Raw genomic sequence first — 11,366 nt, 5'->3', positions numbered from 1 at the left:
CCGTCGGCATCTGCATCGCCGGCAGAAGGAACCTCACGTGATTCGCAATCTGTTCAAGGAAAAGCATGTTCGTTACGCCGCCTGAGAACATAAGGCAATATTTGATGCACCCATCAGTATGTGATGAATGCGTCGCTCGCTCGAAGGCCGAGCGAGCGCGAATAGCGAATAACTCAGATCGGCGAATAACTCAGATCGCGGCCGATTCCGCCGCGAGAGTCGCCGCGAGAAGGTCGCAGACCGCATCGGTCACCTGCGCGGTGGTGGCGCCGCCGCCGAGGTCGCCGGTATGCAGCGCGGGGTTCGCCGTGATGCGTTCGATCGCGTCCATCAACTGGCGCGCGGCGTGCGTCTCGCCGAGATGATCGAGCATCATCACCACCGACCAGAAGGTGCCGACCGGATTGGCGAGACCCTTGCCCATGATGTCGAACGCGGAGCCGTGAATCGGCTCGAACATCGACGGATAGCGGCGCTCGGGGTCGAGATTCGCCGTCGGCGCGATGCCGAGGCTGCCGGCCAGCGCCGCGGCCAGGTCGCTGAGAATGTCCGCGTGAAGATTGGTGGCGACGATCGTGTCGAGCGTCGCCGGCCGGTTGACCATGCGCGCGGTCGCGGCGTCGACGAGTTCCTTGTCCCAGCGCACGTCGGGAAACTCCTTCGAGACCTGCAACGCGATCTCGTCCCACATCACCATCGCGTGACGCTGCGCATTGCTCTTGGTAATTACCGTCAGCAGCTTGCGCGGGCGCGACTGCGCGAGCCGGAACGCGAAGCGCAGAATGCGTTCGACACCGGCGCGCGTCATCATCGAAACGTCGGTGGCGACTTCGAGCGGATGCCCCTGATGCGCGCGCCCGCCTACGCCGGAATACTCGCCTTCCGAGTTCTCGCGCACGATCACCCAGTCGAGATCCTTCGGCGCGCAGCGTTTCAACGGCGCGTCGATGCCGGGCAGGATGCGCGTGGGCCGCACGTTCGCGTACTGATCGAAGCCCTGGCAGATTTTCAGGCGCAAGCCCCACAAGGTCACGTGATCGGGAATATGCGGGTCGCCCGCCGAGCCGAACAGAATCGCGTCCTTGTCGCGGATCGCGTCCAGTCCGTCGGCCGGCATCATCACGCCATGCTCGCGGTAGTAGTCGCCGCCCCACTCGAAGTTCTCGAATTCGAAGCGCAAGGCGTCGTGGCGCGCGGCGATGGCTTCGAGAACCCGCTGGCCGGCGGGCACGACTTCCTTGCCGATGCCGTCGCCGGGGATGGTTGCGATGCGGTAGGTCTTCACTGGCGTCTCCTTGATGTTGAAGGTATGGCTCGCATCGTAAGACGCGCACGGCTCGCGGAAACGTTGCTAGACTCAAAGCATCCTTAACCTGAAGTTAACGATACGTCCGCGGTTTGCGCTGATCCAATGACCTCATCGATACAACCCGACGACCTCGCCTTCTTCTCCACGCTGGCCGCAAGCGGCAGCCTGACCGCCGCCGCGCGTGAACTCGGCCTGAGCACGGCGGCGGTGAGCAAGCATCTCGCGCAGATGGAATCGCGCGCGGGCGTTTCGCTCGTCAACCGCACGACCCGGCGCATGAGCCTCACGCCCGAAGGCGAGCTTTATCTGACGCGCGCCCGGCGCATCCTGAGCGAAATGGACGATCTCGCGCAGTTGCTCGGCGGCTCGCAAGCCGCGCCGAAAGGTCTGTTGCGCGTGAATGCGACGCTCGGGTTCGGCCGCAGCCACGTGGCCCCGCTGATCTCGCGGTTCGTGCGGCGCTTTCCCGAAGTGGACGTGCAGTTGCAGCTTTCCGTCGACCCGCCGCCGCTCAGCGACGACGCCTTCGACGTGTGCGTGCGCTTCGGCGAACCGCCGGATGCGCGCGTGATCGCCCGCCGGGTCGCGCCGAACCGGCGCCTGCTGTGCGCGTCGCCCGCCTATCTCGCGAAGCGGCGCGCGCCGCGCGGCCCCGCTGAGTTATCGCAGCACAACTGCATCGGCATTCGTCAGGGCGACGACGGCTACGGGCTATGGCGTCTGACGAGCGGACGCGGCGCGACGCAAAAGACGGAGACCGTGAGGGTACGCGGCAACCTCACCACCAATGACGGCGAGATCGCGGTGAAGTGGGCGCTCGATGGCCACGGCATTCTGATGCGCGCCGAGTGGGACATCGCGGAGTATCTCGCCGATGGCCGGCTCGTTCATGTGCTGCCCGACTATCGAACGCCGGGCGCGGACATTTATGCGGTGTATCCGCAGCAGTTGCAGATGACGGCGCGAGTGAAGGCGTTCGTCGACATGCTGGTCGAGACGCTCGGCGGACGGTGAACCCGCGCGGCTCACATGCGTCGAGCGGCAGCGCGACGAGCTAACGCCGCGATCGCTCATTGGCGGAAATTCACTGGACGCTGTCCGTGTTGTCCAGACAGTCTGCTTCGTTAATTGAAAACAGCCGCGCGAGCCCGGTCGGCACTACGCGGCTGTCGCACGGTTACTGGCTCGCGCCCGTTCCGATGCCCGCCTTCTTCTGCGCTTTCTGCAGATCGTTCGGATAGTTCGGGTCGTTTCTGGACGGCTGATAGCCCGCGTCCTCGAGTTTCTTCAACTCGGCATTCTTTTTTGCGCGCGCCTGCTTGCGCGCCGCTTTACGCTCGGCCTTGGTCGGCTTCGCGCTGCTCGCCACGCCGGGCTGGGCGGCCTCGGCCGCGGGCGCGCTCGCGGCATCCTGCGCGACCGCGAGCGGCATGCCGCCGGCCACCAGGGCGGTGACCGCGAGCCCGCGCATGATCTGTTTGACGGCGAATGACTTCATGACTGATATCCCCTCTGGAAAGTTGGCAATGACGTTGAAGCCTGTCTGCGATGTCGTTCATGACGACGAGTCGCGCGATAGGCAGCACGGACTCGTCGATTAAAGCTTACAGGCAAACGCGCGCGAGTGAGGCCTGGGCACACTGGGTATCCATACAGCATGGCGGCGATCGCCGATCGCCGATTGCCGATTCCCGCGGAGGAAGCGAGGTCCGCATATTGCTGCCCGGCAATACATCCATGATCTTTCGACGATCCCGCACGTTTAGCCATGAGCGAATCGCATCGACACCTGCTGGTCATCTCGCCGCACTTCGACGACGCCGTTCTCAGTTGCGGCGAACTGCTCGCCGCGCGGCCGGGGGCGCGGGTCTGCACCGTCTTCGCCGCGCCGCCCACGGAAAACATGACGACGGACTGGGACCGCCGAGCCGGTTTCGCCGACGCCTTCGAGGCAATAAAAGCGCGCACCGAGGAAGACACGCGCGCGCTCGCGATACTGCAAGCCACACCGCTGCGCCTGCCCTTTTGCGACGCGCAGTATCTGGCGTCGCCTTCTCACGATGCGCTCGTGAGCGCGCTGCGACAGACGCTGACCGAGTCGGAAGCGGACATGCTCATGGCACCGCTCGGCCTGTTTCACGCCGATCACATGCTCACGGCACGAGCCTGCCTCGCATTGCTGATCGACACGCCGGGTCTCGCCTTTTATGTCTATGAAGACATCCCCTACCGGTGCATCGAAGGCGCGGTTCAGGCTCGCGTCGCCGAACTATCCTCGCTTGGCTACACGGCCACCCCCGCCGAGGAATTGCAAGCGCCCGCCGATAGGCGAGCCGAACGCGAGCACATGGAACTGAAGCGTGAAGCAATCGGCGCGTACCGCAGCCAGTTGCGCGCTTTCGATCCGAACGCACGCGCCAGCCTGTTTGCGCAGGAGCGCTACTGGCAGGTCCGCCGCAAAAACGCATAGCGCATGGGCACATCGTTTGCTCGACAGCACGCATCGACCATCAGAAGAACATCGAACCGCATGGAACAGAAGCCGCTTGCCTCGCGCATCTCCGTGGTCGTCCTCACGCACAATCGCGCGGACGAACTGATCGCCACCCTCGAACGACTGCTAGCCCTCCCCGAACGTCCCAGCATTTTCGTCGCGGACAACGCGTCCGGCGACCACACGGTTTCACTCGTCAGAACGTTGTTTCCAACCGTCCGCGTGATCGAATGCGGCGCGAATCTCGGCGCGGCCGGCCGCAATCGCGCGGCCGAGTGCGTCGGCACCGACTATGTCGCCTTCTGCGACGACGACACCTGGTGGGAGCCGGGCTCGCTCGAACGCGCGGTGCAATTGCTCGACGCATGGCCGAACGTCGGCGTGCTGAGCGCGCGCGTGGTGGTGGGTGAAGCGCGAGCCCCCGACCCGATCTGCGCGGTGATGCGCGCAAGCCCGCTCGGCGGCGACGGCCTGCCCGGCCCGGCATTGATCGGCTACATGGCGGGCGCCTGTGTATTTCGCACCGCGCTGTTTCGCGAGATAGGCGGCTACGAGCCGCGTCTTTTCATCGGCGGCGAGGAAGAACTCGTCGCGCTGGATGTGCTCGCCTCCGGTCATGCGATCGTCTATTGCGATCAGTTGACCGTGCATCATCATCCGTCGCCGGCTCGCAATAGCGGCTTGCGGCGGCGCACGCTGGCGCGCAACGCGGCGTGGATCGCGTGGCTGCGTCTGCCGTGGCAGGAGGCGTGCCGCGCGACGCTGCGCGCTTTCGGCGTGTGGGCTCGGGAAGGCACGCTGCTGCGCGACGGCGTGGCGCTGCTGCGCGGGCTCGCGTGGGCGTTGCCGCGTCGCGAGGTCGTGCCGCCCCATGTGCTGGGTCTGCGGGAGCGTGTGCGGCTGGGCGAGCGCGCGGCGCTGGCGTCGAATACCGGCACGGGGGTGGGCGTGGGTACGGGAGTGGGCGTGGGTGCGGGCGTAGCTTCAGGCCCGGGCGCGGGGGTTGGCGCGAAGCGCGGCGGCTAATGGCGAGCCGTGTATCCGAAGCGCGGCCGGCAAGCTCACGCTTCATACAGCCGCGCGCGCCGACGCCATCGCCAGATGCCGGATATCGGCGATCAACTGGTCCGCCGCGACCGGCTTCGTCAGATGCGCCTGGAAGCCCGCCGTTTTCGCGCGAATGCGGTCTTCGGCCTGCGCGTAGCCGGTCAGCGCAATCGCCGGCAAGCGTTCCTCCAGCGGCAATTCCCGCTCGGCTTCCAGACGCCGCAAGCGGCGCAGCACGTCGTAGCCGTCTTCATCGGCGAGCACGATATCGCACACCAGCGCATGCGGCCATTGCTGCGTCGGCGTGTTCGCGAGCCACGCCAGCGCCTCGTCGCCGGATGCCGCCAGCCTGACGCGCGCGCCGCCCGCGTTCAGCACCGCTTCGAGCGCGTCGCGCGCGTCTTCCTGATCGTCGATCGCCATCACGAAGAGACCGTCGAGCGGCATGGCGCGGTCGACAACGTCGGGCCCCTGGGTAGCGGGCGCGGGCGCGTCGGAGTCTGCCACCGGGCGCAGCGGCAACATGGCGACATAGGCGAGCCGCCCGCCCAGCGGCGTCAACGTGAAGCCGCCGCCCGCCGCGGCCAGGGTTTCTTCCATGTGCCGCGCGGCGGCCTGCGACAACTCCGCGGGTTTGTCGCCCATGCCGAGCACGCTCACCCATGCGTAGTTGTCGTGGCGCTCCACCCGTAGTTCGATGCGCTGCCCCGGCTTGGCCTGGACGATTTCGTCGCGGCACAGTTCGGCGATCAGCGGCTGCAACACGCTCGGGTCGCCGGTCACGCGCAAATCGGTGTCGGTGAGCACCGGATACAGCGTGACCCGATGAGCCGCAAGTTCGTCGTGCAACGCGTCGATCACGCCGGCCGTCAACGCGGCGAGACTCACCGATCGCGCGGTGAGCTTGCGTTGCGCGTGCTCCAGTTCGCCTTGCTGCCATTGCAGCGACCACATCTTCGAATACACGCCCTCGCGCGCCAGCAGTTCGCGATGCGTGCCCTGCTCCACCACGCGCCCATGCTCCATCACCAGAATCCAGTCGGCGTCCACCACGGTGGAGAGGCGGTGCGCGATCACGATCGACGTGCGGCCTTGCGCGAGCCGCGTCAACTCGGTCTGGATCGCGCGCTCCGAGCGCGTGTCGAGCGCCGAGGTCGCCTCGTCGAACACGATGATGCGCGGGTCCTTCAGAATGGCCCGCGCGATCGCGATGCGCTGCCGCTCGCCGCCCGAGAGCCGCACGCCGCGCTCGCCGACGCGCGTGTCGTAGTGATCCGGCAGACGTTCGATGAACTCGTTCAGTTGCGCCGCGCGCGCGGCGCGCACCACGTCGGCGCGGGTCGCCCCAGGGCGTCCATAGGCGATGTTGTAGGCGATGGTTTCGTTGAACAGCACCGTGTCCTGCGGCACGATGCCGATCGCCTCGCGCAAGCTCTTCTGCGTGACCTGGCCGATGTCCTGACCGTCGATGCGGATCGCGCCGTGGTTCGGCTGATACAGACGGAACAGCAGCTTGACGAGGGTCGACTTGCCCGAGCCGCTGCCGCCCACCACCGCCAGGGTCTTGCCCGGATACGCGTGAAAATCCACGTCGTGCAGAATTTGCCGCGCCGGGTCGTAGCCGAAATCCACGTGCTCGAACGAGATTTGCCCGGCGCTCACCTTGAGCGGTTGCGCCGCGGCTTCGTCGATGTCCTCGCCCACGCGCCCCTGCGTGCCGAGAATCGCGAACATGCGCTCGACGTTGACCATCGCGTCGTTGGTCTCGCGAAACACGAAGCCGAGCGTGTTGAGCGGCATGCAGATCTGAATGATGTAGGCGTTCACCAGAATCAGGTCGCCCACGCTCATTTGCCGCACCATCACATGCTGCGCGGCGAGCAGCATGATCGCCGCGATGCCGAGCGCGATCACCGCGCTTTGTCCCACGTGCAGCGCGGTCAGCGCGCGCTGATTGGCGGTTCGCGCATGCACCCACTTTTCCAGCACGGCGTTCAGCCGCCGGGTCTCGGTGTCCTCGGTGGCGAAATACTTGACCGTGTCGTAGTTGAGCAGGCTGTCCACCAGCCGTCCGTCCGACTGCGCCTCCAGCACGTTCACCGCGCGCTGGTAAGCCACCCGCCGCCGCGTGAACACGAACGTATAGGCCGCATAACACACGAAGGTCGCGAAGATCACCAGCGTGAACTCGCGCGCATAACTGCTCACCATGATCGCCACGATCGCGCTGATCTCGAAGGCGGTCGGCACGATCGTAAACAGCGCGACGCCGAGCAGAAAACCGATGCCGTCCGCGCCTTTCTGCACGTCGCGGACGATCGCGCCGGTTTCGCGCTTCGTATGAAAACGCGCGCTCATGCGGTGCAGATGCGCGAAGGTGCGCTCGGTGAACGCCGCGACCGTGCGCTGCGTGACGATGCTGAACACCACGTCGCGGGCTTCGTTGAGCGCGTCGCCGAGAAAACGCAGCAGCGCGTAGGCCAGCACGAGGAACACCGGAAACAGCGCCTGCGCCGCCGGATGCCCGAGGTCGTCGACCACCCGCTTGAGCGCGAGCGGCATCAGCACGATCGCGAGTTTCGCCGTCACCATCAGCACGACCGCCGCGACGGTCTGGTTGCGGTAGCGCCAAACCGCGCGCGCGAGATCGGCGACGATCCGGCGCGTCAGATCGGAGCGGGGCAGCGTGGCGGAATTCGGCATGGTGTCCCTGATGAGAATCGAGTGGCGGCAGTCAGAGATATTGTGCGCGGCTCATCCGCGATGCGCGAGCCCGGAACATTTCTGCGGCGCGTTCGACGCTTGTGCAAAACCTTGCGGGCGAGCCTGGCGGGTAACGAGCGGCAGTCAAGCAGCAAGCAAGCGCGCAGCAAGCGCCGCGCCCGCCGAACAGCGAAAAACGGCCTACGTATAGCGTAATTCGGTTCATCGCGAGGTTCGAGATCACGCCAAAATTTTCCTCCTTGCATGACGCGACGCATGCAACGCACGCGAAATTACATACCGCTTGTAGAAACAGGGAACGCCACAGCGTTGGTCCCGATGCAAACAGGGAACGCCACAGCGTCATAGGTGCAGTGCATGCGCCGGCAAGCGTTGCGGCCCGGCGTGGAAACGAACGGGCACATCGGATGCTCAGGCCGAAGTACATGCGTAGCCTCTGCGCCCCGCCCACCCGCTCTCGCGAGGGCGCTCACGCCAACGCTTTGAAAACGCCCATCATGCGAAGGAACGTCAATGAAAGTCGCCCTCATCAGTGAACACGCCTCCCCTCTCGCGGTCGCCGGTGGCGTCGATAGCGGAGGACAAAACATTTACGTCGCGAACGTCGCGCGCCAACTGAGCGGGATGGGCCATCAAGTGGATGTGTTCACGCGGCGCGACCGCGCGTTGCTGCCGCTCGTCTCCGACATGGACGGCATTCGCGTGATTCACGTTCCGGCCGGCCCGCCGAAGCAGTTGCCGAAGGAACAACTGCTGCCCTTCATGGGCGAATTCGCCGCGTTTCTGATCGAGTTCTTCCGGCGCGAGCGCCAACCGTACGACGTGATGCATGCGAACTTCTTCATGTCGGGCCTCGCCGCGCTGAAGGTAAAAGCCGCGCTCGGCATCCCGCTCGTCACGACGTTTCACGCGCTCGGCCGCGTGCGCCGCCTTCATCAAGGCGCGGACGACGGCTTTCCCGACGAACGCTTCACCATCGAGGACGACCTCGTCGCGCGATCCGACGTGGTGGTGGCCGAATGCCCGCAAGACGAAGCCGACCTGATCGAACACTACCGGGCCGATCCCGCCCGCATCGAAATCGTGCCGTGCGGCTTCGACGCCGACGAGTTCCAGCCGGTCGACCGCGCCACGGCCCGCAAGACGCTCGGCTGGCGGCAAGATGAATTTACGGTGCTGCAACTGGGGCGGCTCGTGCAGCGCAAGGGCATCGACAACGTGGTGCGCGGCGTCGGCATGCTCAAGCAAAGCTTCGGCGCGCACGCGCAACTGTACGTGGTGGGCGGCAACTCGGACGCGCCCAACGAGCTCGCCACGCCCGAGATCGCGCGGCTGCGGGGCATCGCCGGGCAATGCGGCGTGGCCGGGCAAACCACCTTCATCGGCCGGCGCGGGCGCGCGCAACTGCGTTACTTCTATAGCGCCGCCGACGTGTTCGTGACCACGCCCTGGTACGAGCCGTTCGGCATCACGCCGGTCGAGGCGATGGCCTGCGGCACGCCGGTGATCGGCGCGGATGTCGGCGGCATCCGCTATTCGGTGGCCGACGGCGTGACCGGTTTCCTCGTGCCGCCGCGCGATCCGGCGGCGCTCGCCGCGCGTCTGGAGCAATTGCGGCGCGACCCGGCGCTCGCGCGCCGCATGGGCGAAGCGGGCCTCGCGCGGGCGCGCGCGGAATTCACGTGGCACGGCGTGGGCGAGTCGCTTGCGCAAATCTATCGGCGCGCGGCGCGGCTTGCGCCCGCCCGCACGCGCGAGGAGCGCGAGGAGGTGCCGCTGCGCGCCGCGGCCGGCGCGTCGTTCCGCTAGCCGGCAGTTGCCGTTTCGATCCGCCAGGGCACGCCGCGCGCCGCGGCGCCTGGCCACTCGCATCCGTTATGGGCAGGCGACACATCATGCTGGATACCGCCGTTTTCCTGGACAAGGACGGCACGTTGCTCGACGACGTGCCGTACAACATCGACCCGCAGTCGATGCGTTTCGCGCCCGGCGCGCGCGAGGCGCTGGCGCTGCTGGCCGGTCATCCGTTCCAACTGATCGTGGTCAGCAATCAGTCGGGCGTCGCGCTCGGCAAGTTCGAGCGTGCCGCGTTGATCGAGGTCGAAGCGCAACTGCGCCGCATGTTCGCCGAATGCGGCGCCACGCTGGCCGGCGCCTATTGGTGCCCGCATCATCCGCGCGGCAGCGTGGCGCCGTACGCGACACTCTGCGATTGCCGCAAGCCCGCGCCCGGCATGCTGCTGCGCGCGGCGCGCGAGCACCGGCTCGATCTCGCGCGAAGCTGGTTCATCGGCGACATTCTCGACGACGTCGAAGCGGGCAACCGCGCGGGCTGCCGCACGATTCTGCTCGATAACGGTCACGAAACCGAATGGCTCGAAGGACCGCGCCGCGTGCCCACCGCGCGCGCCGTCGATCTGTACGAGGCGGCGCGAATCGTCGTGCGCGACAGCGGCGCGGCGGCGCATGCCGCGCCGGCCGGCGAGGAAGCCGTGTAATGAACGCGCCGAACGCCCCGCTTCTTTTAGTTCAGCCGATGCTGGCGCATGCCCGCGTGCCGGACACGTCACCGGTCACGCGCTGGGGCGACGAGGTCAAGCGCATTCTGTGCGTGCGGCTCGACAATCTCGGCGACGTGCTGATGACCACGCCGGCGCTGCACGCATTGCGCGAGGGCGCGCCCGGCCGTCATCTCACGCTGCTCGGCTCGAAGAGCGGGGTCGCGCTCGCGCCGTTCCTCGACGATGTGGACGACGTCATCGAATACGACGCGCCTTGGGTCGCGAATCCGCATACGAACGCCCGCACGCTCGCCGACGATCAACAGATGCAGGAGCGCTTGCGGCGCGGCGGCTTCGACGCGGCCGTGATCTTCACGGTGTATAGCCAGAGTCCGCTGCCCGCCGCGATGCTGTGCTATCTCGCGGGCATTCCGCGCCGTCTCGCGCATTGCCGCGAAAACCCCTACTCGCTGCTCACCGACTGGTTGCGCGAACCCGAGCCGCAGCAGCGCACGCGCCATGAAGTCGAACGGCAGCTCGATCTGGTGCGCCAGGTCGGTGCGCACTCGGCGGACACGCGCATGCGCTTCAGCGTCCACGCGAACGACCGCGCGACGTTGCGAGCGCAACTGGCGGCGCGCGGGATCGATGGCGACGCCGCTTATATCGTGCTGCACCCCGGCGCGACCGCCGCGTCGCGGCGCTATCCGCCCGAACGCTTCGGCAAGGTGGCCGCGCGCCTCGCGCGCGAAACCCGCGCGCCCGTGCTGATTACCGGCGGTTCCAGCGAGCGGCCGCTGGTCGAAGCCGTGATCGAGACGGCCGGTCCGCGCGTGCGCAAGCAACTGCACGACTTGAGCGGCGCGTTGAAGCTGGGCGAACTCGCCGCGTTGATCGAACGCGCGAGCGTGCTGATCTCCAATAACAGCGGTCCGGTGCATCTCGCGTCCGCGCTCGCGACGCCGGTGGTCGATCTGTACGCGCTGACCAATCCGCAGCACACGCCGTGGCAAACGCCGAATCGCGTGCTGTTTCGCGATGTCGAATGCCGCTGGTGCTATCGCAGCGTGTGTCCGCAGCAGCATCACGCGTGTCTGCTCGGCGTCGCGCCCGGCGAGGTCGTGCGAGCGGCACTGGACTTGCGGGCACAGGCGCAGGCGCATCGGCAACCAGTCGACGGCGCGGCTGAAACGGCCACCCAGGCCGCGCACGAGCCCGGAGACGCCCCGCGCGCCGACTCGCCGCCTCCATTCACCGGCATACCGGTGGCCCCCTGAAACCCCACTTCATG

General features: G+C 66.8%; 9 protein-coding genes. 6 read left to right on the top strand and 3 right to left on the bottom strand.

Annotation, left to right across the window (positions count from 1 at the left end; all coding sequences use genetic code 11):
• Positions 1 to 190: 190 nt before the first annotated feature.
• Positions 191 to 1,285: a tartrate dehydrogenase gene (locus tag ACTJLC_RS27660; RefSeq protein ID WP_310317695.1), complete on the bottom strand. Its 1,095-nt coding sequence runs from the start codon at positions 1,283 to 1,285 to the stop codon at positions 191 to 193.
• Positions 1,286 to 1,411: 126 nt separating this feature from the next.
• Here ACTJLC_RS27660 and ACTJLC_RS27655 point away from each other — a divergent pair, with 126 nt between their 5' ends.
• Complete coding sequence (locus tag ACTJLC_RS27655; RefSeq protein WP_073431137.1) at positions 1,412 to 2,323, top strand: LysR family transcriptional regulator; 912 nt, start codon at positions 1,412 to 1,414, stop codon at positions 2,321 to 2,323.
• A gap of 163 nt (positions 2,324 to 2,486) precedes the next feature.
• On the opposite strand, the gene ACTJLC_RS27650 is transcribed toward ACTJLC_RS27655, so the two are convergent.
• Positions 2,487 to 2,807 (bottom strand): hypothetical protein, encoded by a 321-nt coding sequence (locus ACTJLC_RS27650; protein WP_310134156.1) that lies wholly within the window; start codon positions 2,805 to 2,807, stop codon positions 2,487 to 2,489.
• Positions 2,808 to 3,077: 270 nt separating this feature from the next.
• Between ACTJLC_RS27650 and ACTJLC_RS27645 the strand changes: the two genes are divergently transcribed.
• Positions 3,078 to 3,779 (top strand): PIG-L deacetylase family protein, encoded by a 702-nt coding sequence (locus ACTJLC_RS27645; protein ID WP_310134159.1) that lies wholly within the window; start codon positions 3,078 to 3,080, stop codon positions 3,777 to 3,779.
• Positions 3,780 to 3,839: 60 nt separating this feature from the next.
• Complete coding sequence (locus ACTJLC_RS27640; protein WP_154873597.1) at positions 3,840 to 4,829, top strand: glycosyltransferase family 2 protein; 990 nt, start codon at positions 3,840 to 3,842, stop codon at positions 4,827 to 4,829.
• A 42-nt stretch (positions 4,830 to 4,871) separates the two neighbouring features.
• On the opposite strand, the gene ACTJLC_RS27635 is transcribed toward ACTJLC_RS27640, so the two are convergent.
• Positions 4,872 to 7,553 (bottom strand): ATP-binding cassette domain-containing protein, encoded by a 2,682-nt coding sequence (locus tag ACTJLC_RS27635; RefSeq protein ID WP_440845820.1) that lies wholly within the window; start codon positions 7,551 to 7,553, stop codon positions 4,872 to 4,874.
• 534 nt (positions 7,554 to 8,087) lie between these two features.
• Between ACTJLC_RS27635 and ACTJLC_RS27630 the strand changes: the two genes are divergently transcribed.
• From ACTJLC_RS27630 to ACTJLC_RS27620, 3 genes are all read left to right on the top strand, one after another.
• Complete coding sequence (locus tag ACTJLC_RS27630; protein WP_083085640.1) at positions 8,088 to 9,383, top strand: glycosyltransferase family 4 protein; 1,296 nt, start codon at positions 8,088 to 8,090, stop codon at positions 9,381 to 9,383.
• 86 nt (positions 9,384 to 9,469) lie between these two features.
• A complete protein-coding gene (locus ACTJLC_RS27625; protein WP_310134168.1) occupies positions 9,470 to 10,072 on the top strand; it encodes a D-glycero-alpha-D-manno-heptose-1,7-bisphosphate 7-phosphatase in 603 nt (200 codons plus the stop codon).
• Positions 10,073 to 10,110: 38 nt separating this feature from the next.
• Positions 10,111 to 11,352: a glycosyltransferase family 9 protein gene (locus ACTJLC_RS27620; RefSeq protein ID WP_310134221.1), complete on the top strand. Its 1,242-nt coding sequence runs from the start codon at positions 10,111 to 10,113 to the stop codon at positions 11,350 to 11,352.
• Positions 11,353 to 11,366: the final 14 nt, after the last annotated feature.

It is taken from the genome of Paraburkholderia sp. 22099, assembly GCF_052045835.1.
In the GTDB taxonomy this organism is placed as follows: Bacteria; Pseudomonadota; Gammaproteobacteria; order Burkholderiales; family Burkholderiaceae; genus Paraburkholderia; species Paraburkholderia terricola.
The sequence above is the reverse complement of the archived record's forward strand: the minus strand, read 5'-3'. Positions and strand labels throughout refer to the sequence as shown.